The organism is Nonomuraea terrae (genome assembly GCF_004348995.1).
In the GTDB taxonomy this organism is placed as follows: Bacteria; Actinomycetota; Actinomycetes; order Streptosporangiales; family Streptosporangiaceae; genus Nonomuraea; species Nonomuraea terrae.
This window is the reverse complement of record NZ_SMKQ01000037.1, coordinates 1-22,769: the sequence shown is the minus strand read 5'-3', so window position 1 is coordinate 22,769 and position 22,769 is coordinate 1. Positions and strand designations below refer to the sequence as shown.

The window sequence follows — 22,769 nt, the reverse complement described above, 5'->3', positions numbered from 1 at the left end:
TTTGTGGCATGTCGGTGTAAATCCAGCGGGACGGTGTGTGGCGAGCGGGCACTCCGCCGGGTCCACAACGGTAACCTCTCCTGGAGTGACCGGAATCGACCGGGTGGACGAGGAGACGCAGTGAGTCAGCAGCGGCGGGGATTGGGCAAGGGGCTCGGGGCGCTCATCCCGACCGGTCCCATCGTTGACGGCCCCGGGGGGACGTCGGCCCCGGCGAACGGGTCAGCGGGGGAGACGGGTCCCAAGCCGATTGCGGGAGCGTACTTCAAAGAGGTGCCGCTGGCCTCCATCGTGCCCAACCCGCGTCAGCCGCGTGAGGTCTTCGACGAAGACCGGCTGGAGGACCTGGCGGCGTCCATCCGGGAGGTCGGCCTGCTGCAGCCGATCGTCGTCCGGCCGGTGGGCGGCGGCGAGTACGAGCTGATCATGGGGGAGCGGCGCTGGCGGGCCTGCAAGCAGGTCGGCCTGGATCCCGTTCCCGCGATCGTCCGCAACACGCAGGACAACGAGCTCCTGCGGGACGCGCTCATCGAGAACCTTCAGCGTGAGCAGCTGAACCCGTTGGAAGAGGCTGCGGCGTACCGGCAACTGCTGGACGACTTCCAGGCCACGCATGATCAACTGGCCAAGAAGGTCGGTCGCTCCCGTTCGCACATCACCAACACGCTGCGGCTGCTCAACCTGCCCCCGGAAGTCCAGTTGCCCGTTGCGGCCGGCACGATCAGCGCGGGCCACGCGCGCGCCCTGCTCGGTCTCGACAGCGCCGAGGAGCAGATCCAGCTCGCCAAGCGGATCGTCGCGGAGCTGCTGACCGTACGGGCGGTGGAGGAGATCGTCTCCATGGGGAGTGCCAAGGCGGCGACGAAGCCCGTACGCGAGCGGCAGTCCCCCAAGCCGATCGATCCCGGCCTGACCCATCTCGCCGACCGCCTTTCGGACCACTTCGAGACGAAGGTGAAGGTGGACTTGGGACGGCGGAAGGGCCGCATCGTGGTGGAGTTCGCCACGATCGACGACCTGGAGCGCATCATCGGCACCATGGCCCCGGACGCGGCCCGAGTGATGCGCGAGGTCGAAAACTGACGGTGTTTCACGTGAAACACCGTCGGAAGCCCGAGCTTGATCGTCCTTTCAGGCGCCTCGCCCACTCACCGTTGGCGCGATAAGAGCGGCGGCTACGACATCGACGTCTCACAGTGGACGCTCTTCGAGCAGCAACGCCCGCTGTCCCACGGCACGCCCCCACCTACCGGGGGACAGCCGCCATCAAGCTCCCGCCCCAGCCTCGCCGAACCGCCAGCCCTTCTCCAGGCGCACCGCATCACCCCTCCGTCTGCTCCCAGTCACCCACGCCAGGCGTACCCGCATCCAGAAACTCGGCGCCGCCCCGGCCCCCAGCACCTGCGCCGCGAAACCGAACCTGGCCAGCCACACCCACGCCGCCTGAACAGAATCGCCTTCCTGCCGCACCCATGCCACCCGACAGAATCGCCTTCCCGCCACACCGACGCCGCGCCGCATTGCGACCCGCATGCCGAGATCCCGGCGCCTCGTGATCACATCGCGCCAGGCCTCGTATCAGCTCCGCCCGGCGCCGGTGCGGGCCGCCACCTAGGCCAGGGATTCGGGCCGCAGACCCACGGCGGTGCCGCGCTCGCCTGTCGCGAACAGCTCGCAGACGGCGGCGCCGATGCCGTCGGCCGCGCCGGCGACCAGGACGTGGTGGGTCACGTCAGCTCCTTCCCCGGCGTCTCGGGCTCGTCGGCGTAGACGGCACACCGACGAGCGCGGCGGCGGCCACGTACAGCCAGGCCTTGTCGCCGTGGCCGCTGGTGCTCAGCCAGGTGGTGATGTACGGGGCGGTGCCGCCGGAGATCGCGACCGCAGCCCCGCAGCCTGTGGTCAGGACCTGAGTTCTCACGTATGTCAGGGCCGCAAACCCGTATCTGACCCGCATAAACACGTCGCGCCGCACGCCACGTCGCACGTCGCGCCGCACGCCGCGTCGGACCGCACGTCACGTCGCACGTCGGGCCGCACGTCACGTCGCAACGGCACGCCCCCACCTACCGGGGGACAGCCGCCATCAAGCTCCCGCCCTAGCCTCGCCGAACCGCCAGCCCTTCTCCGGGCGCACCGCATCACCCCTCCGAGTTGCACCCCGCGCCACGTCGCACGTCAGGTGATGCCCGCTTCGCTGGTTGCTTGGAGCTACACCCGCGTCGTACTGGCCAACAGCGCCACCGCACACTCAGGCCCAGGCATGCGGGCCAACTCTGATCGCACAATCCATCCTTCGGGACCCGCAGCGACTCCCAAGCAGCTGATCGGCACCTGGCTCACCGCGTGACATGAGCTTCACGCCGCATGAGCGCATCGCCTCCGCTACCGGCGCTGCATGATCTCAGCCGGGCATCGCCTGCGTTGTTGCGCAAGCCAGGACGTCGGGGCACGCTGGGTTCACCAGAACGTGCGGGGTCTCATAACCGCACTCCGGTTGCATGAGCGTCGAGTACCTCGGCATGCCGGCATCACCGGCGCAGCGCGCCGCATGAGCGCACTCCTACATTCGGATATCTGCATCGCGCGATCGCGCTGCACTCCAGCTGTGTCGCGCGAGCCGGCAACGTGGCAGCGCAATCACGCACGCCTGATGCAGGGGATGGACGTACCCGCGTCACATGAAGCGGGGTCAGTGACGTCGGGTCTGGCGCCGGCCAACCGAAGGGGAGTGCGGTCCTGCATGGCATGGCGGAGTACCAGAGACGCCTGATCGAACAGCGCTCCGCTGGCGCCGTATGTACCAGCGATGCGGTTGCATGCTGCCCTCGACCCAGACGCCTGGGGAGAAGGGCACCAGTCTTGCGTGAGCCCGTCGTGTCAGGCACAACCGCGTCGCCTGGGGACCGCGTCGCCTGAGGACAGTCGCAAGCGGCGATACCGGGTGCGAGGACCGCATGCGCTAGCGACGGCATGCCACACTCAAGCCGTTGGAGCCTGTCGGCCCGCAAGCTGATGTTGCTCGCCCTCCTGGCCGGCGAGGTCATGCCGACCGGCGGGACCGTACGCCGCCTGATCGCCGCGCATGCGCATGGTGCGGCGATATTTGTGTCGCGGAATCGTGTGGGCTGGTCTGAGGCACACTCATGCCGCAGAGGTGTGTCCGGCTCGCCTGGTCGAACGCATTGCGCACACCCCATCCCGGGAGTGCCCGCGGATCCTGGGATACCGGCGGCCCCTGGGCGCGCCGTGCCGCACGTAGTGAGAGGTGGCGACGCTGGGAGCACTGTCACGTCCTCGAAGGGCGCCGGGGGATGAGCGTGTCACATGAGTCCGCAGCCTGGCGCGATGCCGATGGTGGTAGATAGAGCGCGTCGCGCTGCACCTGTGTCGCGCTACGCCTTCGTCCCACGTGCCAGTGGCGGCGCATGCCTACGTCAAGAAGCACGCGGGGACTGTCACCCCGCGCACCGCGCCGCTGTGCGCACCCACTGTCCAGCGATCCTAGGGCGCCGGGTTGTGCCGCCTACACCCACCTTCTTATGAGCGGCGACGCCGCAGCGTACTCGTCGGCGGCACACATAAGCCGCAGGATCATGCCGGGCTGGGTGGACGTCCGCGCTTGGGGTTCTTGCCTCGCATGCCTACGCTGGCCCCTACGCCTTGTCCGGGCTACTCACCTTCGGCGGTCTGGGCTCTCCGCGCTCATTCGCGATTCGACGCGATTGGGCCTCCGTTGCTCTGGGTTGAGGTCGTCGATGGGTCGTCTTTGGTGATGTGTCCTGTGCGCCTGGGTGATCGGTGGTCGCGAGCGGAAACGGCGCTGTCGCCGTTCATACTGCGCTGGGATCGCGCGGGCCGGCTATGAGCGTGACGCAGAGGTAAGTGGTTTTGGGTCGCTGCAATGAAGGGGAAGCGGGATAGGCAATGGGTGGGCGGCTTCGTCGGGGCGGAAAGCAAGGCACTGACATCACCCCCGAGGCGTCGCTTTGTTTCACGTGAAACCAGGTGGAGTTGGCACGGTGACTGGGGTTGCCGTAGAGCTGCGCGACCGCTGGCGCCCTGTGAGTGGTCGTTGGACGGAGATCTCATGTCGGCGCCGCAGGCTTCTGGTTGTAGAGGGTCGCCGCCACCGTTAGCTGAATACGTCGGCGGTCTGGCTCACACTGCACAAGCTCTTGCCGCCGTCCACGGCTTGCTCCCGGTCTCTGTTTCACGTGAAACAGAGACCGGCGGTGTCAGCCACTTGCGCGCCTATCCGTGATGCGACGCGATTGGCTTCCGCTGTTCTGGGTTGAGGTCGTCGATGGGTCGTCGTCCGTGATGCGTCCCGCGCGCCTGGGCGATCGGCGGTAGTGAGAGGAAACGGCGCGGTCGCCGTTTCCGCCGCGTTGAGATCGCGCCTGTTCGGCAGTGAGCGTGAGCCGGAGGTAGGCGGGTGGTTGTGCTTCGCAGCGGGCGTGATCGAGATTGGCATAGAGGATTGGGGAGCGGCTTTGTCATCCCGGGAGGCGGCGTAGTTGGGACGGTGATCCGGAGTTGCCGTAGAGCAGCGCGACCGCTGGGTGCCCTGCACGGTGGTCGTTGAAGGCGACTTTGCTGTACGCGCCACCAGCTGACCGGCGCCCGGGAACGGCGCAGAGGTCGGAAGGTACGGCTGCAGTCGTGCGGGCACCACGAAGGTCGGGGTCACCACGAAGGTCAGGTCGTCACGAAAGTCAGGCGGCCACGGAGGTCGGGGCCGCTACGAAGGTGCGGATCCATAGCCGGCTGGTGGGGGAGCGGGTCAAGGGTTGCTTGGCGCGCTGCCTGGGACAGTCGACGGACTGAGCGACGACGCGGACTGTCGACGGACTGCCGACCGTCTCGTGGCGGGTTGTTGCGAGCGTAGTGGGCGTGATCCGGTTGGACGGACATCCGAGATCAGGGGATGGTTCCCCGGGAGGATGTCCCTAATGGAGAGCATGGGGAAGAAGCCGCGTCCCCGCCGCTCGTTCACGCCGAAGTTCAATGCCGAGATCGTCGAGCTGTGTCGGCATGGTGACCGCTCCGTCGGTCAGCAAGCCAAGGACTTCGGCCTGAGCGACACCGCGGTGCGGCAGTGGATCCGTCCGGCCGAGGTCGACGCCGGCCAACGGGATGGGCTGGCCAGCAGCGAGCGCCAGGAGCCGGAGGCATTGCGGCGGGCGAACCGGCGGCTGCGCGTGGCAGTGGACATCCTCAAGCGAGCGCCGGCCTTCCTCGCCCAGGAGAGCCGGTGAGCGTGGATCCGTTCATCGAGGTGGAGAAGCCAAGCCGGCCGCAACGTCAAGCCGACGTGCGAGCTGCCGGCAGTCTCCTGTGGCGTCTTCTACGCACGCCGCAGCTTCGTGTCCGGGCCCCGCGATGCGTGACACGGACGAGTGCGCTGCGGCGTCGCCGGCCCATATGAAGGCAGGTGCAGACGGAACAACCCGGCGACCCAGGACCGCTGGGCAGTAAGTGCGCACAGCGGTGCGGGGGGTGCGTCACGTGACCGCATGTGCCTGGTGCGGCGTCCTCACGGCACTCTAGGCGCTCGTCTCGGACCCCGTCGGCGCGGTGGTGGGGGATGCACGCGTTGCCGTCGAGCAGGCGTTGGTTGTGGTGCTGGGCGGTCTTGTCGCTGGCGCCGCCAGGGACGAACCTACGAGCGAGCGTCCAGCCCCGTCGAAGACCGGCGACTCAAGGCCGCCGGCGTTCAGCGCGCTGGGTCTCGGCGCGACCGACGCTGCGCCGGCCAGGACGCGCGGCGACCGGTCGCGCCGGCCACGCCTCCCGGTTCGAGTGACGTGGCGGGGTGGTGGCCGCGGTGTGGACGAGTGGTGGGGTCAGGCGGTGGTGGACTGGTGGAGGTCTTTGAGGAAGTCGTCCACCTGCTCCGGGGTGGTGTCGAAGGCGGTCATCCAGCGGACTGTGCCGGCCGGCTCGTCCCAGTAGTGGAACAGGTAACGCCGGCGGAGGGTTTCGGTGGCGGCGTGGGGGAGGGTGGCGAAGACGGCGTTGCCCTCCACCGGATACGCCAGCGAGACACCCGGGATGTCGGCCAGGCCGTCGGCCAGTCGCTCGGCCATCTCGTTCGCGTGGCCCGCGTTCCGGCGCCAGAGGTCGTCCGTCAGGAGGGCGGACAGCTGCGCCGAGATGAACCGCATCTTCGAGGCGAGCTGGAGCGACTGGCGCCGCAGGAAGGGTACGGCGTGGGCGAGCGAATCGTCGACGACCACCACGGCCTCGGCCGCCAGAGCGCCGTTCTTCGTGCCGCCGAAGCTGAACACGTCCACGCCGGCGTCCGTCGTGATGGCCTTCAGGTCGCAGCGGAGGAACGCGGCGGCGTTGGCCAGCCGGGCGCCGTCCACGTGGAGCCGGAGGCCGTTCTGGTGGGCGGTGTCGGCGAGGGCGGCGATCTCGTCGGGGGTGTAGCAGGTGCCGAGTTCGGTGACCTGGGAGATGGAGACGACCGTCGGCTGCGACTCGTGCGGGTTGCCGATGCCGCCGAGGCGCGAGGTGATGTCGGCGGGGCGGAGCTTGCCGTCCTCGGTGGGGACGGTCATGAGCTTCACGCCCAGCAGACGCTCCGACGCGCCCGCCTCGTGGGTGGCGATGTGGGCGCTGCCGGTGCAGATGACGGCGTCGTAGCGGCCGAGCATCAGGGCGAGACCGACCAGGTTGGCGCCCGCGCCGTTGAGCACGGGGAAGGCCTGCGCGGCCGAGCCGAACACCTCCCTGGCCTGCTCCTCGAACGCCGCCGTCCAGGTGTCGTCGCCGTACGCGGGCGCGTCCCCCTGGTTGGCGGCGGCGATGGCGTCGAGGACGGCCGGATGCACGCCGGCGTGGTTGTCGCTGGCGAAACTCTTGGGGTACATCGAATCGATCAGCACAGGCCAAGGCTACTCAGCCGGTTTCCGCCGCCATGCGACCGGTCAGCGGTTGGTGGCGTTCTGCAGGAGGCTACGGCACAGCTCGCCCAGGTCCCGCCCGGCGGCTTCGGCGGACATCGGCAGCAGCGACGTCTCCGTCATGCCGGGCGCCACGTTGACCTCCAGGAAGTGCGGCACGCCGTCCGCGTCGACGATCAGGTCCGTACGGGAGACGTCACGCAGCCCCAGCGCGGTGTGGGCGGTCACGGCGGCCTCGGCGCAGGCCGCGGCCGCGGCGGACGTGAGGCGAGCGGGGGCGAAGAACTCGGTGCGGCCGGCCGTGTAACGGGCCGCGTAGTCGTAGACCCCCTCGTCGGGCACGATCTCCACCGCGGGCAGCGCCTCCGGCCCGTCGCCGAGGTCGACGACGGAAACGGAGACCTCGACGCCTTCGACGTACCGCTCGATCAGGGCCGTGTCGCCGTACGCGAAGCAGCCGACCATCGCGGCGGGCAGCTCCTCGGCCGTACGGACGAAGGAGGCGCCGAGGGCGGACCCGCCACGGGCGGGCTTGACGAACAGCGGCAGCCCGAGCCGCTCGACGATGCGGCCGAGCACGGCCGTGGCGCCGAGGTCGTGGAACGTCTCCTTGGGCAGGGTGACGGACTCGGGGGTGTGCAGGCCGACCGAGCGTATGACGACCTTGGCGGTGGGCTTGTCGAAGGCCACCCGGCACGCGTCGGGACCGGCGCCGACGTACGGGACGTCGAGGAGCTCCAGCACCGAGCGGATCGCGCCGTCCTCACCTGCTCCGCCGTGGAGCGTGACGAAGACGGCGTCGGGCGGGTCGGCGAGGATCGACGGGACGAGGGACGCGTCGGTGTCGCGGGTCTCCACGTCGACGCCCGCCGCGCGCAGCACCTCACTGACTCGGCGACCCGAGCGCAGAGAGACCTCCCGCTCGTAGGAGAGGCCTCCGGCCAGCACCAGCACGTGGCCCAGATCGCTCATCACTTCTCCTCCGCTGATCCCACCGCTGTCCAACGGTACCGGCGTGGGGGGCGAATGCTGCACGGGAGGTGCTTTCTCCGGCGATCCCATCCCATCTCGGCCGTTCGACGAGGGGACTTCTTGGTGTTGGGCAGAACGAGGGGGCCGGTTCGTCAAGACCCGGCCCCCTCGGAAATGGTCGCGTCAGGCGAGGTCGGGGCCTGGCGTGTCGACGCCCTGGCGGTCGATCGCCGACCCCGTGCCGAACGTGTCGCGCAACTGCATCTCCTGCTCGATCACACTCGCGAGCCGGCGTACGCCTTCTCTGATGCGGTCGGGCTGGGGGTAGCAGAACGACAGCCGCATGTGCCGGGCCCCGCTGCCGTCGGAGAAGAACCCCGTCCCCGGGACGAACGCCACCCGCTCGGCCACGGCCCGCGGCAGGATGGCCTTGGAGTCGAGTCCTTCGGGCAGCGTCGCCCAGACGAAGAAGCCGCCCGCGGGACGTGTCCACGTGACCTCGGGCGGCATCAGCGCGTCGAGCGCTTCGAGGAGCGCGTCGCGGCGTTCCCGGTAGAGCTCCCTGAACGATTTGATCTGCTCACGCCACGGTTGCGTGGCGAGATACTGGCCGACGGCCAGCTGGGTGAACGAGGAGTGGGACAGCACGGCCGACTCCATGGCGAGCACGAGCTTGTCGCGGATGGCGTGCGGCGCGAGCGCCCACCCGACGCGGAACCCGGGCGCGAGGGTCTTCGAGAACGACCCCAGATAGACCACACCGTCGGGATTGTCCGCGCGCAGGGCCCGCATGGGCTCTCCGTCGAACCCGAGCAGTCCGTATGGATTGTCTTCGATGATGAGGACCCCGGCCCGCTGGCAGATGTCGAGCACCTGCTGGCGCCGCGCGATGTTGAGCGTGACGCCGGCGGGGTTGTGGAAGTTCGGGATCGTGTAGAGGAACTTGATGGGCGCGCCGGCGGTCTCCAGCGCGTAGATGGTCTGAGCCAGCGACTCTGGCACGATGCCCTGGTCGTCCATGGCGATGTGAACGACTTTCGCCTGGTACGCAGAGAACGTCCCCAAGGCCCCCACGTAGGAGGGCCCCTCCGCGAGGACGACGTCACCCGGGTCGATGAAGATCCGGGTGATGAGGTCGAGTGCCTGCTGCGACCCGACGGTGACGACCACGTCGTTCGCCCCGGCGTTGATCCCCTCCAGTCTCATGACCTCGCAGATCTGCTCGCGCAGGTGCGGATCGCCCTGCCCTGAGCCGTACTGCAGCGCCACCGGGCCACGCCTGGTGACGAGGTCGGAGACCAGCTCGCCGACCATGTCGAGGGGAAGCGCCGTGACGTACGGCATGCCGCCGGCGAGCGAGACCACCTCTGGCCTCGACGCGACGGCGAACAGAGCTCGAATCTCGGAGGCGACCATCCCGGCGGCTCGCGCCGCGTACCGATCGACGTAGGCGTCGATGCGCGACCCTTGGGTCGCGGGTGTCTGACCGTGATCCAGCTCTTCCGTCACGGCCCACCTCCTAGGTGTCATATCGGGCGGAAATACCAGATTACGCCAGTCCGGCATGTCCCCCGTGACCGGGCACGACCGTCGTGGTGTCCGCTGGCTGCATCTTCACTGAGCTACGATGCCAGTTGTGGACGCGGTTTTCGCGCGCTTTTCCGGGTCAACGATAGGGGCGGTAGTTGTCGCGCCGACTGGTCAACATAACCCTGGACAATCTTGAAGATCTTCCGCGGCGCTGCCGGCGGTGCGTGTTCTGGGAGCTCGACCCCGTCAACAGCGAGCGTGCGACGGAGTCGGGTGATCCGGGGTTGGAGAAGGAAGCCTGGATCTCCGCCACGCTGCTGGAGTGGGGGAGCTGCGGGAAGATTGTCTATGTCGATGGGGTCCCGGCCGGGTTCGTCCTCTACAGCCCGCCGCTTTACACCCCGCGTTCGCTGGCGTTTCCCACGTCGCCGGTGAGCGCCGACGCGGTGTTGTTGATGACGGCCCACATCATTCCCGAGTTCTCCGGTGGCGGGCTGGGGCGCATGCTGATCCAAGGCGTGGCCAAAGACTTGACCAGGCGCGGAGTCAAGGCGATTGAAGCTTTCGGAGATCTGAAGTGGGAAGAGCCGAGTTGCATAGTACCGGCGGAATACTTGCTTTCTGTGGGGTTTAAAACTATTCGTCCGCATTTGAGATTTCCGCGGTTGCGGCTTGAACTCAAGAACGCCGTCTCGTGGCGTGAGGACGTCGAGGTGGCCTTGGAGCGCCTCCTCGGCTCCATGACCCCGGAGCGGGCTCTCCGGCCCGTCTGACGGTCCCACAGACCCGTACGCATGCGAAAGCCCCCCGCGATCGAGTCGCGAGGGGCCGGCGAAGCGCTCCACGAGCGGGTCGGCCGGGGGCAGGGCCGTTCCAGTGCTGCTCCCGGCCGACGGCCGCGGGGGCCATCCGTGAGACGTGCTAGATGATGCCCTCGAGCTCGCGCAGCAGCATGGCCTTCGGCTTGGCGCCGATGATCTGCTTCACGACCTCGCCACCCTTGTAGACGTTCATCGTCGGGATCTGGAGCACACCGTACTGGCGCGGAACCTCAGGGTTCTCGTCGATGTTGAGCTTGACGATCTCGAGCTTGTCGCCGTGCTCCTTGGCGATCTCCTCCAGGATCGGGGAGACCTGGCGGCACGGGCCGCACCACTCGGCCCAGAAGTCGACCAAGACGGGCTTGTCGTTCTTGAGTACCTCGGAATCGAACGTGGCGTCGGTGACAGCCTTCACGGTGTGCTCCTTACTTCTCGTTGTTGGCCAGCCAGCGCTCAGAATCGAGCGAGGCAGCACAGCCGGTGCCGGCCGCGGTGATGGCCTGGCGGTAGGTGTGGTCGACGACGTCGCCCGCGGCGAACACGCCTTCGATGTTGGTCGCCGTGCTCGGCGAGGCCACCTCGATGTAGCCGTTCTCGTCGAGGTCGATCTGACCCTTGACCAGCTCCGTGCGGGGGTCGTGGCCGATCGCGACGAACAGCGCGTCGGTGGCCAGCTCACACTCCTCGCCGGTCTTGACGTTGCGCAGCTTCACGGCCTCGACCCTGGTGTCACCGAGCACGTCGGCGACCTCGGAGTCCCAGACGAAGCGGATCTTCTCGTTGGCGAACGCGCGGTCCTGCATGATCTTGCTGGCCCGCAGCGTGTCACGGCGGTGGACCACGGTCACCATGCGCCCGAACCGGGTCAGGAACATGGCCTCCTCCATCGCGGTGTCGCCGCCGCCGACGACCACGATGTCCTTGTTGCGGAAGAAGAAGCCGTCACAGGTCGCGCACCACGACACGCCGCGGCCGGACAGCCGCTTCTCGCCCTGCACGCCGAGCTCGCGGTAGCCGGAGCCCATGGCCAGGATCACCGACTTGGCGTAGTAGGTGTCGGTGTGGGTCTTGACGACCTTCGGCTCGGCGTTCAGGTCGACCTCGACCACGTCGTCGGCGACCAGCTCGGCGCCGAACCGCTCGGCCTGCTTGCGCAGGTTGTCCATCAGGTCGGGGCCCATGATGCCGTCGGGGAAACCCGGGAAGTTCTCCACGTCGGTGGTGTTCATGAGCGCGCCGCCGGCCGTGACGGAGCCCTCGAAGACCAGTGGTTTAAGCTCGGCGCGCGCGGAGTAGACGGCCGCCGTGTAGCCCGCCGGGCCGGACCCAATGATGATCACGTTACGAACGTCGCTCAACGCTCCACGCCTTCCTCGTCTGCTGTTGCCAACCGGCTCAACAGATCCTAGGCCGCCGTGATTCCCAGCCCTACCCCCCGACGCGGCGACGACGCCCGGACAAACGAAAGAGCCCGCCGAAGCGGGCTCTGACGAGATGTTTCCTGCCTACCAGCGGCCCAGGGCGGGCTTACGCAGGTTCTTGCAGTTGAACGGGTCGACGATGTCGATGCGGACCCTTTCGGTGGCCCGCTTCTTCCACGAGGCCACGACGAGGGCCTCCTGGCCGTTGTACTGGCCCCGGTCGACCGCGAACACGTCGAGCTTGCTGCGCTTGGAGACCGCGGTGACGCACTTGGCGACCTGGTCGCTCTCGGAGGAGGCGCCGTTCAGCGCGGGTGCGGGGCCGAGCAGGTCGTTCAGCCGCATCCGCAGTTCGTGGTCGCTGTAGTTGTGGTCGCTGTTGGTCACGACGTACGCCCGTGCGCGCGTCGGATCCCGGCTCACGCTCGGCTGCGCGGACGACTGCGACGGCAGGGCGATCGGTGGTGCGACGCTCGCACCGTCACCGCCCGCCACCAGCAGGCCGGTCGCGGTCACCGCCGTGCCCACCACCGCCACCGCCGCGGCGGCCGCGACCGCCGGCATCGCCCAGCGGCGCCGCCGGGGGGCCCGGCGCCGGGCCGGCACGATGCTGCCGTCGTCGGCGACCACGCCGAGGCGCACCGGCTGCTCCGGGGTCTGCTCGGGGGCCTGCCGCGGGACGTCGCCGGAGGCGGCGGGCCGCTCCCATGGGGCGTCCCGCATGAGCTCGTCCCAGTCCGGCGGCTCCGCGAGACCGACGCCACCGCCCCGCCGGGACTCGGCCTCGACCGCCAGTGCCTTGTCGATGCGTAGTGCGACGCCCATCGGCATGGCCGGTGTGGGAGTCGCCGCGAGCACCTCGCGAACCGCCGCAAGGTCGGCCAGCAGCTCCCCGCAGGGGTCGCAGACCGCGAGATGCTCGCGGACCCGCTGTGCCGTGTCGGCGTCCAAGAGACCCTCGGCCAATTCAGCAAGGATCTCCAGATCGTAGTGCGTATCACCCGTCACGAAGTTCTGCTCCCTTCGCGGATGAGACGCGATTGGCTTCGGATCGGTTCCGCAGATGCGAAAGAATTGGGGCAAGTTTCGCGCGTCCTCGGGCACATCTGCTCTTCACCGTGCCGCTGGGCACTTGGAGCACCTGAGCTGCGTCTTCGACCGAATAGCCCATCATGTCGACCAGCACCAGGGCCGCCCGCTGGTCGCCGGGCAGGAGTTTCAGCGCGGCCGAAACCTCCATGGAGACCTCGCGCTCCAGGGTCTGGTCGGGCATCGGGGTCTCGCGCTCGGCGGCCTCGATGAGCTCGTCGTCGGCGACCGGGCGGACGGACTTGCGCCGCATCCGGTCGAGGCAGGCGTTCACCACGATGCGGTGCAGCCACGTCGTGACGGCGGCCTCACCGCGGAACGAGCCGGCCTTGCGGTAGGCGGAGACGAAGGCGTCCTGCACGGCGTCGGCGGCCTCGTCAGGGTCACCCAGCGTCCGCAGGGCGACCGCCCACATGCGGTCGCGGTGGCGTTTGACGATTTCGCTGAAGGCGTGTGGATCCCCGTTGATGTGCGCGGTCAGCAGCTCGGCGTCGGTGACCGACGGCCGCTCCGCTGATGAGGGTGTCTCGGGTGGGGAGTTCACAAGAGGGATTCCTGATTATGCCGATCCGGGAGAGTGCACCACTACCTCATAGATGGTGCCATGAAAAGTGCCTGCATCCGTCGGAACACGCGTAAACCAGATCAAAACGTACTGGCCGCTTGTCGCCTGCTCGGGAGTCAGGGTGGTCTTGCCCGACGCGTCCTTGGCGGTCGCCACCGTCTTCAGCGAGCCCAGCTCGGCGGAGTCGCCCACCTTCAGCTCGACGCTCGCGCCGGACGCATCCGACAGCGTAACTTCGACGTCGCCGATCTGCATCGACTTGCCCATGTCGAGCAGCAGGCCGACGCCGTCCTTCAGCCGGCCCAGGTCGGCGCTGGTGTAGGTCTCGGTCTTCCACAACGTGCCGGGCTTGCCGTCGATGGCGAGCTTGGCGATGTCGGACTTCTCATCGCCGTCGCCCAGCGGGTCGAAGCCGCTGGCCTTGTCGGGCTTGACCGCCTCCATCTCCTGGGCCGTGACCGGCGCGGTGGTGGCGGGCGTGGTGCCCCCGGCCTCGACGGGATCGGTCGGGCTGCCGAGGCTGCGGCCGATCGTCCACGCGCCGACGCCTACCGCCACGATGACGAGCAGCACCACCACTGTCATCAGCACCCGGTTGAGCGTGCCGCCGCCACCTCCGTTGCTGATCGGGCGGGGCGCGGGCGGCCGCGGCTGCATGGCGGTCTGCTGGCGGTGCGCGATGTCGAGGCCCTCGGTGTGCGAGGCCGAGGCCACCGCGGGGGTGGAGGGGTAGGAGATCGGGATGGGCATCGGCCTGGCCACGTCGGCCAGCGCCTCGGCCACCTCGGACGGGCTGGACAGGGGGCTCTGCCCCCTGCGCGACTCGGGCAGGCAGGCGCGCACGGTGACGGTGTCGAGATAACCGGGAACGCCGGCCGTGACCTGACGGGGCGAGCAGAAGTGGCCGTCGGTCATGGGAGCCGCCGGCAGGCCGCCCTCTTCTTCGTCGCCCGGCCAGTGACCGGTCAGCCCGGCGTACAGCAGCCGGCCGAGCCCCTCGGCGTCGTCGAGCGCCGGCTGATCGGTGGTGAGACCGGCCAGAGCGGCGTCGACGGCCACGCCGAGCACCTTCACCGTGTTGCCGGTCGTCCACATCAGATGGGCAGGGCGCAGGCACAGGTGGTAGAGCTGGGCCTCGTGGGCGTGCGCCAGCGCCTCTGCCGCCTCGGCGACCAGGCCGGCGGCCCGCTCCGGCTCCAGCGGCCCCGAGGCGAGCAGGTCGGCCAGCGTCTCGCCGGTGACCCACTCACTGACGACGTAGGCGGCCTTGTCGTCCTCGGCGGCGTCGAAGACCTGGGTGATGCGCGGGTCGGTGAGCCGGCTCGCCGCGCGGGCGGCCGTGACGACCTCGTGGACGCGCGGGAAGTCCGGCGAGAACGTGTGCACGGCGACAGGCCGGGCGAGGATCTCGTCGATGGCCTTCCACAGCGTGGCGCCATCGGACTCGCTGACGCGATCCTCCAGCCGGAAACGCTCGGCGAGACGGGTGCCGGGTTCGACGGCCGACGTGCTCACTGGCTCTCTCCGCTGCGCCGATCGGGCGTGCTCATGACTCGACTCACCTGCGTGGGCGTGTCCCACGAAGGCCCGCTATGCCGGGTGGATCCGCCCACGCCCCTCCTGCTTCCATTCGCGCGTGTCGGGCTCCATGGTAGTGCCGAGGAGATTCCGCCCGCGTTCTTTACCGACCTACCCGTCTTGCGACCATCCCAACGATCGAGTTGACCTCAGGAATGCGCATTCTGTGGGCCACGCCGAGATACAGCAGCATTCCCAGGCCGCCGCCGATGGCAAGGACGATCACCGAGTTGAGGAACCCTAGCCCGTCGAGCGTCTCCGTGACCACCCATACGCTCGCCAGAGCCAGCACGGCGGTGGGCAGGGAGGCGAGATACATCCTGGTCATCGCCATGCCGACGGCCCATCCGCCCAGGCCCTGGACCCGGCGACTGGCCAGGATCCAGGCCACCACCGCCCCCAGCGCGTACGCGATCGCGTATGCCAGCGCCAGCCCCATCACCGCGTACGCGGTCGGCAGCAGCACGTAGAACAGCACCATGAGGGCGGCGTTGACCGCGGTCGTGCCGGCACCGATGAACACCGGCGTGCGGGTGTCGCCGAAGCTGTAGAAGACCCGCAGCAGCAGCTGGAAGATCGCGAACGGCACCAGCGCCAGCCCGTAGACCTGCAGCACGTTGCCGATGTAGACGGCGTCGGCGACGCTGGTGGCGCCGCGGGCGTAGATCGGCACGGTGACCGCCGGCCCGAGCACCATCAGCAGCAGCGACACCGGCACCATCACCGAGCAGATCAGCCGCACGCTCGACCCGAACTCGCCGCGCACGTCGTCGAGCCGCCCTTCGGTCACCGCCCGGCTCATGCGCGGCAGCATGGCGGTGATCACCGAGACGCCGATGACGCCGTACGGGAGCTGGAAGAGCTGGAAGGCCAGGGTGTACGGGGTGATGCCGTGACCCGCCACCACGTCGCCCGCGTCGCTGGCCAGGTTGGTGGTCAGCACGAAGCCCAGCTGGGTGACGATGACGTACCCGATGGTCCAGACGCCCATCCTGGCCATCTCGCCGAGCCGGGCGTTGCGCAGGTCGAAGCGGGGCACGAAGGAGAACCCGGCCCGGCGCAGCGCCACGATCAGCACCATCGCCTGGGCCACGATGCCGGCCGTGGTGCCGAGGCCGAGCAGCGTCAGGTCGCCGTCGGTCACCTCCGTGATGTCGCCGCCGCCCGTGCCGATCGCGGCGTACGCCACGAACACGCAGATGACGACCACGTTGTTGAGCACCGGGGCCCACATGGGGGCGCCGTAACGGTCACGGGTGTTGAGGATGGCGCCCGCCACCGCGCCGACGCCGAAGAAGGCCAGCTGCGGCAGGATGTAGCGAGCCAGCGTGACCGCGACCTCGAACTTCCTGCTGTCGTGGTCCCAGACGGTGTAGAGGTCGATGAGCAGCGGCGCGGCCAGCACGGCGAGCGCCGCCACGATCATCAGCGCGACCGTGGCGAGGGTCAGCAGCCGCTGCTCGTAGGCCCGGCCGCCGTCGGGGTCGCGCTGCTGCGCCCGCACGATCATCGGCACGACGACGCTGCTCAGCACCCCGAGCAGCAGCAGGTCGAGGATGCTGTACGGGATCGCGTACGCCGCGTTGTAGGCGTCGCCCAGCGCCATGGTGCCGATGGCGTAGGCGAGCACCATCGTCCGCACGAACCCCGTGACCCTGGACACCATGGTGCCCGCCGCCATGATGGCGCTGGCCCGAAGCATGCGGCTCATACGGTCTCACTTTCCGGGGACTTGGCGGCACGCGCGAGCTTGCGCTGGGACCGGCGCCGCAGCAGCCGCGTCACCACGGCGGCGAGCATCACGGTGAGCGCGGCGCCCACGATCACCAGGGCGATGCCGGTGTAGCCGGTCGTGCGGATGGTCATCCGCTGCGGCTCGCCGTACGGCTGGCCGTCGGCCGTGCGCAGCTGCACGGTCACCGTCGCGTCACCGCTGAGGGCGGCGTTCATCGGCACCTGGACCGTGCCGCTCTGGCCGCCGCCGATCGTCAGCTGCTCCTTGAAGTCGACCTGCAGCACTTCAGGGTTGTTGGACTTGACGTCGACCACGATGTCGACCGGGGTGGTCAGCGAGTTTCGCACGCTGATGGGCACCACGCCGTCGCTGCCCGCGAGCGTACGGGGGCGGTCGGGGCCCGCGCCGGTGATCTGGACCTTGTCGGTGGCCGCGTCGACGGCCGCGCCGACCAGCTTGGTCAGCGCCCGGCCCGCCCGCGCGCTGCCGCGCCAGCCCGACGAGGTCAGCCGCAACACCGCGGCGTCGAACGCGGGCTGCGTCTTGTTCACCTTGACGATGGAGGTGAGCTGCGCCTGGATCCAGATCTCCTTGACCGGCTCGAGGTATTTGCGGCTCAGCTCGTCCTTGCGCTGCTGGGCGGTGTAGGTCAGCCCGGCGCGCGGTACGGACGCCTTGCCCGGCTTGATCGACTCCAGGCTGGTCAGCTGCAGCCACGGCAGCCGGCCCGCGGTCTTCAGCAGCGCGGTCACGAGCGACGGGTTGGGGTTCCAGCGCCGCGAGGGGGCGGCCACCAGCGACCTCGGCTGGATCTGGCCGGGCTCGGCGGCGATCATCGCGGTCTCCGCGATGAAGCGCTGCGTGCTCAGCAGCGTGGAGGTGCCGGACGGCGGCTCGAACAGTCGGCTCAGCTCGGGGTCGGGCACCAGCGCGGTGACGGGGCCGTTGACCGAGTCGAGCGTCGCGGCGGCGTCGGGGGTGGTGGTGAGCGGCGTCTGCGGCGGCAGGTTGGTGGAGTTGAGCAGAACTCTGTCGACCCCGCTGACCGAGAGCAGGTCGAGGGCGTCGGGGTCGAGCAGGCCGGCGGCCGGCCAGTTGACGTTGGTCTTGGCGTTGCGGCTGAGCAGCGCCTCGGCCTTCTCCGCGCCCAGCTCGACGGCCCGGGAGGGTTGCGTGTCGAGCCCCTGGTGGGCGAGCGCGGCCACGTCGGGGTCGGCGTACGGGGTCGCGACCACGGGGGAGGAGGCCAGGGAGGTGCGCATGGTGGTCAGCCACGACGCCGCCGCCGTGCTGGCCGGCCTGGTCTCCTCGTCGTCGTCGACCTTGACGCGGTAGCCGCGCGACATCGTGTCGAGGTCGTCGAGCAGCGCCGGGTCGACGACCCAGGTCGTGCTGCTCGGCGCGGACTGCGCGATGCGGGCCAGGTCGGCCAGGCGGCCGCGGTCGCCGATCTCCTGGCTGAGCTCGTCGTCGACGAACAGCGGGTCGTCGGTCGCCCGATGGGGCCGGTCGATCACGGGCAGCACCACGGCCAGCTTGTTGCGCGGCGGCTTCGGGGCAGTGGGCGGCGCGTACGTCAGGTAGGTGCGCTGCGTCGCCATGGGCACCTCGTTGGAGGCCACGTCGACGGCGATCGGATAGGCCCCGAACGACCGGTAGCCGAGCTGCACGGGCGTCGCGGTGAACTGCCAGCGCGCCTCGGCCCCCGCGGCCAGCGTCGGGATGTACATCCTGGAGGTCCGGGAGACGTTGGCCGGGACCGGGGTGTTCTGGTCGGTCTGGTAGGCGGCCAGGGAGGCCCGGTCGGTGAAGGGCTGCGCCTGGTAGCGCAGGCGCACGGAGACGTTGGCCAGCGACGTGCCGGTGTCGTTGCGTACGGTGCCGGTGAAGGTGATCTCGTCGGTGAGGTTCTTCGGCACCTCCGGCGTGATCGACGCGATCGACACCGTCAAGGTCTGCCTGACCTGCGCGGCGAGCACTTCCGGCGCCCGCGCGGCAGCCGTGCTCGGCGCGGCCGCCACCTGGGGGGCGAGCAACGCGGCGGACAGCACGGCGGTCAGCGCGGCCTTACGGATCACGCTGACGCCCGGGCTGGACTACGACGACGCACGCCCGCAATGGTACGGGCTCAGTGCCGTCTCGCGACCGCCCCACGTGATCCTCTGGGGCGCGAGCCGCGTAGATCGACTATCTTGCCCGGCAGGTGAGTCAGCAGGTCGAGGCCGCGAAGGGCGAGCGCGGTGTGCCGCTCTCCGGTGGGCATGAAGATCGTGTCGGCGTCCGTGGGGAGGCGGTCGTCGATGAAGACGGGCAGCGACTCCGGCAGCAGCAGCGGGCAGACGAGCCCGTCGGCGTAGTCGGTGGCGGCGTTGACCACGTGGGCGGGAGCCGGCCGGACCTGCCGCGCGCCGAGCAGACCGCCGAGCGCTCCGGGGCGCGGGGGCAGCGAGACAGGGGAGGTCACCCCGGCGACGACCTCGCGGCCTGCCCTGGTCACCACGTCATACACCGTCACCATCAGGCACCTGTCATGCGCCGCGGAGACCGTCTCGGGCAGTTCTTCCGCGCATGTCATGGGCCGCGGAAGGCGTACGATCTCATGATGGACCTGGTGTGCGAGGAGCCAGCGGTGGATCGCGAGGGCGTCCTTCATATAGTCCTCCTTGCCTCATTCGATGGCCCCCGACGGTCCTTGGACCGAAGGTAACCCGGACCTGGTGTGGCTCGGGGGATATGTTCCGGAATCAGCCGAAGGACCCGACTCGTTTGTCCGACTCAACTTTGACCGAAAGCCAGCAGCGGGCCATGACCGACCTGTTCCGCAAGATCGCCCCGGTGGCCGACGAGCTCGGCCGCCTCTTCGCCGCGCAGGGCCATGAGCTGGCCCTCGTCGGCGGGCCGGTGCGCGACCTCCTGCTCGGCCGCATCGGCAACGACCTCGACCTGACCACCGACGCCCGCCCCGAGCGGGTGCTCGAGATCGTCAAGGACTGGGCCGACTCCGTCTGGACGATCGGCATCGACTTCGGCACCGTCGGCCTGCGCAAGGGCGGCTGGCAGATCGAGGTCACGACGTACCGCAGCGAGTCGTACGACCCCAAGTCGCGCAAGCCCGACGTGATGTACGGCGAGACGCTGGAGGCCGACCTGGAGCGGCGCGACTTCGCGGTCAACGCGATGGCCGTGCGGCTGCCGTCCCACGAGTTCGCCGACCCCTACGGCGGGCTGCGCGACCTGCGGGCCAAGGTGCTGCGCACGCCGGGTCCGGCCGAGCGCTCGTTCGGCGACGACCCGCTGCGCATGCTCAGGGCGGCCAGGTTCGCCTCCCAGCTCGGCTTCACCGTCGACCCCGCGGCCCTCGAGGCCATGACGGCGATGGCCGAGCGCATCGAGATCGTCTCGGCCGAGCGCATCCGCGACGAGCTGGACAAGCTCGTCTGCGGCGCGGACCCGCGCGAGGGCCTGCGGCTGCTGGTGCAGACCGGGCTGGCCGCGCGCGTGCTGCCGGAGCTGCCCAAGCTGCGCCTGGAGATCGACGAGCACCACCGCCACAAGGACGTCTACGAGCACAGCCTGACCGTGCTCGACCAGGCCGTCGCGCAGGAGGAGGACGGTCCCGACCGCATCCTGCGCTGGGCGGCGCTCATGCACGACATCGGCAAGCCCAAGACCCGCCGCCACGAGCCCGGCGGGCGGGTGTCGTTCCACCACCACGAGGTGGTCGGCGCCCAGATGACGAAGAAGCGCATGACCGAGCTGAAGTTCCCGAAGGACGTCGTGGCCGACGTCGCCCGGCTGGTCGAGCTCCACCTGCGCTTCCACGGCTACGGCACGGGCGAGTGGACCGACGCCGCCGTGCGCCGCTACGTCCGCGACGCCGGCCACCTGCTCGACCGGCTCCACAAGCTGACCAGGGCCGACTGCACCACCCGCAACAAGCGCAAGGCGGCGGCGCTGTCGCGCACCTACGACCAGCTCGAGGAGCGCATCGCCCGGCTGGCCGAGGAGGAGGAGCTGGCCAAGATCCGGCCCGAGCTCGACGGCAACGAGATCCAGCGCGTGCTGGGTGTCGGCCCGGGGCCGGTCGTGGGGCGGGCCTACAAGTTCCTGCTCGACCTCAGGCTCGACAAGGGCATGATCGGCAAGGAGGCCGCCACCGAGGCGCTGCTGGAGTGGGCGAGGTCAAACGACCTGGGCGCGTGACGACGAGGTGACCGCCCGGTAGGCGAGCGCCGCCACCGGGTAGCCCACCGAGATGATCACGACGGCGAGGTACGACTTGCCGTCGGCCGGCAGGATCGCCGCCGCCACGGCCGCGGCGAGCACGTACATGCCGTTGAAGAGCATGTCGTAGATCGAGAACGCCCGGCCGAGGTAGATGTCCTCCACGTCGCGCTGGACGGCCGTGTCGGCGCAGATCTTGACGCTCTGCCCGGCCACGCCCAGCACGAACCCGGCCACCGGCAGCCCCCACTCCTGGAACGGCAGCACCAGCGCCGCCGTCAGCACCCCTGCAGATGCCAGCGCGATCGGCACCCACCGCTCGATCGTGAACCGCTCGGTCGCGTACGGGGTGATGATCACGGCCATGAAGTAGCCGAAGCCGGAGGCGGCCACCACCAGGCCGATGCCGCGCAGCGCGGCGTCGGGATCGCCGTCGGTGAAGTAGTAGCGGTAGAGGATGATGCCGAGCGCCGTGCACATGCCGTACAGGAAGCGGTGGGCGGCCAGCGCGCCCAGGGTGCTGGCGGCGCGGCGGTGGCGCACCAGGTGTTTGGCGCCGTCGGCCAGGCCGACGACGACGTTGCGCAGGGCCTCGCGGGCCTGCGGCCGGTCGGGGTCGTCGGACGGGCCGAGCAGCCGGCGGCCCATCGTCCGTGCGACCAGCGCGCTCAGGCCGAAGACCACGCCCGAGACCACCATGAGCAGCGCGACGCCGAAGTCGCTGCCGCCGAAGATGTCGCGCAGCAGGAAGCCGACGCCCGCGCCGATGAACGTGACGACGGTGCCGGACGTGGGCGTCACCGCGTTGGCCGCCATCAGCCGGTCGGCCGGCACGACGTGCGGCAGCGAGGCGCCGAGCGCGGCCAGGAAGAACCGGTTGACGCCGAGGACGCCGAGCGCCGCGGCGTAGAACGCCGGGTCGGGCGCGTCGGTGGCCACCAGCGCCGCGGTCACGAACAGCAGCAGGCCGCGGATGAACGGCGCGATCATGAGGATCTGCCGCCGGGACCACCGGTCGATGAAGACGCCGACGAAGGGGCCGAGCACGCTGTACGGCAGCAGCAGCACCGCCAGCCCGGCGGCCACCTCGAGCGCGGTCGTCTGGTTCTCGGGGCTGAAGAAGGCGAACCCGGTCACCGCGAACTGGAAGATCCCGTCGGAGAACTGGGAGACCAGCCGGGTGCCGAACAAGCGCCGGAAATCTCTGCCCTGGAGGACCACGCGTAGATCGGCGACGAAAGACACGCCGTCAGCCTAGCCCCCGCGACCCATCGCTCACGAAGCTGCGAAGTCGAAGGCCGCAGGCCGAGATTGCATACCGAACGGGGTTCCGAACGGCCATCATGATCACGTACGCTTCAAAGCGTGACGACTGAGGAACACGTGGTGCTCGTCGATCGTGCCGGCCACGCGCTGGGCACGGCGCCCAAGACGTCGGTGCACGGCCACGAGACACCCCTTCATCTTGCGTTCTCCAGCTACGTCTTCGACCGCGAAGGTCACGTGCTGCTCACCAGGAGGGCGGATCACAAGATCACGTGGCCGGGGGTGTGGACCAACAGCTGCTGCGGTCACCCCCTGCCCGGAGAGCCGCTCGAAAACGCCGTCGTGCGCCGGCTGTCGTACGAGCTCGGCCTGGAGGTCGAGCGCGTCGACCTCGTGCTGCCCACCTTCGCCTACCGCGCCGTCATGGCCAACGGCATCGTGGAGCACGAGCTCTGCCCCGTCTACCGCGTCATGGTCGACGCGTCCGCCCGGCCCAACCCGGACGAGGTGGGGGAGGTGCGCTGGATGCCGTGGAAGGAGTTCGCCGACGGCGTCAGGAACGGCCTGCTCGCGATCTCGCCGTGGTGCAAGGAACAGGTGCCGCTGCTGATGGAGCTGGGCGCCGACCCGCTCGCCTGGCCCGCGGCCCCGACG

The 22,769-nt window shown here is 69.5% G+C and carries 18 protein-coding genes; 5 read left to right on the top strand and 13 right to left on the bottom strand.

Going from position 1 to position 22,769, the window contains the following annotated elements:
- Positions 1–120 precede the first annotated feature (120 nt).
- Positions 121–1,083 (top strand): ParB/RepB/Spo0J family partition protein, encoded by a 963-nt coding sequence (locus E1286_RS15275; protein WP_132612942.1) that lies wholly within the window; start codon positions 121–123, stop codon positions 1,081–1,083.
- A 649-nt stretch (positions 1,084–1,732) separates the two neighbouring features.
- On the opposite strand, the gene E1286_RS15270 is transcribed toward E1286_RS15275, so the two are convergent.
- The gene (locus E1286_RS15270; protein WP_132612940.1) at positions 1,733–1,921 is read right to left on the bottom strand and encodes a hypothetical protein; all 189 of its coding nucleotides are present in this window, start codon (positions 1,919–1,921) and stop codon (positions 1,733–1,735) included.
- A gap of 3,043 nt (positions 1,922–4,964) precedes the next feature.
- On the opposite strand from E1286_RS15270, the gene E1286_RS15265 reads away from it, so the two are divergent.
- Positions 4,965–5,261 (top strand): transposase, encoded by a 297-nt coding sequence (locus E1286_RS15265; protein WP_165969745.1) that lies wholly within the window; start codon positions 4,965–4,967, stop codon positions 5,259–5,261.
- Between the two features lie 588 nt (positions 5,262–5,849).
- Here E1286_RS15265 and E1286_RS15260 read toward each other — a convergent pair.
- The 3 genes from E1286_RS15260 to E1286_RS15250 form a co-directional block, all read right to left on the bottom strand.
- On the bottom strand, positions 5,850–6,896 hold the full coding sequence (locus E1286_RS15260) for a threonine aldolase family protein (protein ID WP_223189974.1): 1,047 nt from the start codon (positions 6,894–6,896) through the stop codon (positions 5,850–5,852).
- A gap of 42 nt (positions 6,897–6,938) precedes the next feature.
- The gene (locus E1286_RS15255) at positions 6,939–7,886 is read right to left on the bottom strand and encodes a D-alanine--D-alanine ligase family protein (RefSeq protein ID WP_132612936.1); all 948 of its coding nucleotides are present in this window, start codon (positions 7,884–7,886) and stop codon (positions 6,939–6,941) included.
- Between the two features lie 183 nt (positions 7,887–8,069).
- A complete protein-coding gene (locus E1286_RS15250) occupies positions 8,070–9,416 on the bottom strand; it encodes an aminotransferase-like domain-containing protein (RefSeq protein WP_132612934.1) in 1,347 nt (448 codons plus the stop codon).
- A gap of 155 nt (positions 9,417–9,571) precedes the next feature.
- On the opposite strand from E1286_RS15250, the gene E1286_RS15245 reads away from it, so the two are divergent.
- The gene (locus E1286_RS15245) at positions 9,572–10,189 is read left to right on the top strand and encodes a GNAT family N-acetyltransferase (protein WP_132612932.1); all 618 of its coding nucleotides are present in this window, start codon (positions 9,572–9,574) and stop codon (positions 10,187–10,189) included.
- 148 nt (positions 10,190–10,337) lie between these two features.
- Here the strand turns inward: E1286_RS15245 and trxA are convergent, their stop codons facing one another.
- From trxA to E1286_RS15205, 8 genes are all read right to left on the bottom strand, one after another.
- Complete coding sequence (trxA, locus tag E1286_RS15240) at positions 10,338–10,652, bottom strand: thioredoxin (RefSeq protein ID WP_132612930.1); 315 nt, start codon at positions 10,650–10,652, stop codon at positions 10,338–10,340.
- A 10-nt stretch (positions 10,653–10,662) separates the two neighbouring features.
- Positions 10,663–11,595 (bottom strand): thioredoxin-disulfide reductase, encoded by a 933-nt coding sequence (gene trxB / locus E1286_RS15235; RefSeq protein ID WP_132612928.1) that lies wholly within the window; start codon positions 11,593–11,595, stop codon positions 10,663–10,665.
- A 147-nt stretch (positions 11,596–11,742) separates the two neighbouring features.
- Positions 11,743–12,666 (bottom strand): anti-sigma factor family protein, encoded by a 924-nt coding sequence (locus E1286_RS15230; RefSeq protein ID WP_165969744.1) that lies wholly within the window; start codon positions 12,664–12,666, stop codon positions 11,743–11,745.
- Positions 12,656–13,291, bottom strand: coding sequence for an RNA polymerase sigma factor SigM (gene sigM / locus E1286_RS15225; protein ID WP_132612924.1), 636 nt, complete (start codon positions 13,289–13,291; stop codon positions 12,656–12,658). Before sigM ends, E1286_RS15230 begins: the two co-directional genes overlap by 11 nt.
- Positions 13,292–13,306: 15 nt before the next feature.
- Positions 13,307–14,827, bottom strand: coding sequence for a protein kinase family protein (locus E1286_RS15220; RefSeq protein ID WP_132612922.1), 1,521 nt, complete (start codon positions 14,825–14,827; stop codon positions 13,307–13,309).
- A gap of 166 nt (positions 14,828–14,993) precedes the next feature.
- Positions 14,994–16,601: a murein biosynthesis integral membrane protein MurJ gene (gene murJ / locus E1286_RS15215; protein ID WP_246074878.1), complete on the bottom strand. Its 1,608-nt coding sequence runs from the start codon at positions 16,599–16,601 to the stop codon at positions 14,994–14,996.
- Positions 16,598–18,703: a DUF6049 family protein gene (locus E1286_RS15210; protein ID WP_132612920.1), complete on the bottom strand. Its 2,106-nt coding sequence runs from the start codon at positions 18,701–18,703 to the stop codon at positions 16,598–16,600. The genes murJ and E1286_RS15210 overlap by 4 nt, the downstream gene beginning before the upstream one ends.
- Before the next feature lie 50 nt (positions 18,704–18,753).
- Entirely contained in the window at positions 18,754–19,278 is a 525-nt protein-coding gene (locus tag E1286_RS15205) for an aminoacyl-tRNA deacylase (protein WP_132612918.1), read from the bottom strand.
- Positions 19,279–19,430: 152 nt separating this feature from the next.
- Between E1286_RS15205 and E1286_RS15200 the strand changes: the two genes are divergently transcribed.
- A complete protein-coding gene (locus E1286_RS15200; RefSeq protein WP_397057387.1) occupies positions 19,431–20,828 on the top strand; it encodes a CCA tRNA nucleotidyltransferase in 1,398 nt (465 codons plus the stop codon).
- Here the strand turns inward: E1286_RS15200 and E1286_RS15195 are convergent.
- Positions 20,808–22,094: an MFS transporter gene (locus E1286_RS15195; protein WP_132612914.1), complete on the bottom strand. Its 1,287-nt coding sequence runs from the start codon at positions 22,092–22,094 to the stop codon at positions 20,808–20,810. The two genes, E1286_RS15200 and E1286_RS15195, sit on opposite strands and share 21 nt — an antisense overlap.
- 120 nt (positions 22,095–22,214) lie before the next feature.
- Between E1286_RS15195 and idi the strand changes: the two genes are divergently transcribed.
- On the top strand, positions 22,215–22,769 hold a 555-nt coding region (idi, locus tag E1286_RS15190; RefSeq protein WP_132612912.1), incomplete at its 3' end, for an isopentenyl-diphosphate Delta-isomerase.